The sequence below is a fragment of the Shinella sp. M31 genome, from assembly GCF_049199205.1.
Lineage (GTDB): Bacteria > Pseudomonadota > Alphaproteobacteria > Rhizobiales > Rhizobiaceae > Shinella.
The window spans coordinates 1-418 of the sequence record NZ_JBLZPH010000009.1 but is presented as its reverse complement, the minus strand read 5'-3'; the positions used below and the strand labels follow the sequence as shown (position 1 = coordinate 418).

1 protein-coding gene is annotated in these 418 nt (G+C 62.7%); it reads right to left on the bottom strand.

Translation table 11 applies throughout. The annotated features are described in order from the left end of the window. The coding region (locus ACOZKU_RS01810; protein WP_421577441.1) for a cadherin-like domain-containing protein at positions 1-418 on the bottom strand (418 nt) is incomplete at both ends.

Genomic DNA, 418 nt, shown 5'->3' with positions numbered 1-418 from the left:
GTACCGTTGACGACGCTTGAGGCCGTGAACCTGACCCCGGTTGCGCCGTCGTCGGCATCGCTAAAGCCCAGATCGGCAGCGGTCAGCGTGTAAATGCCTCCTTCTGAAACGGTGGCTTTGAGATCACCCGTCAGCTTCGGCGCATCGTTGACGGGCGTCACGGTCAGAATGAATGGCAAACTGGCTGGTGCGGAGCCGTCCTCGTTACCGTCTTCGACAAGCACCTTGAACGACGCTTTGAGTGTTTCAGAGCCATCGTGGCGGAAGGTGACGCGGCCGGCGGCGATATCGGCGGCGGTAAAGCTTGTCGCGGCCTTGCCGGCGACCAGCAGCGTACCGTTGACGACGCTTGAGGCCGTGAACCTGACCCCGGTGGCGCCGTCGTCGGCATCGCTAAAGCCCAGATCGGCAGCGGTCA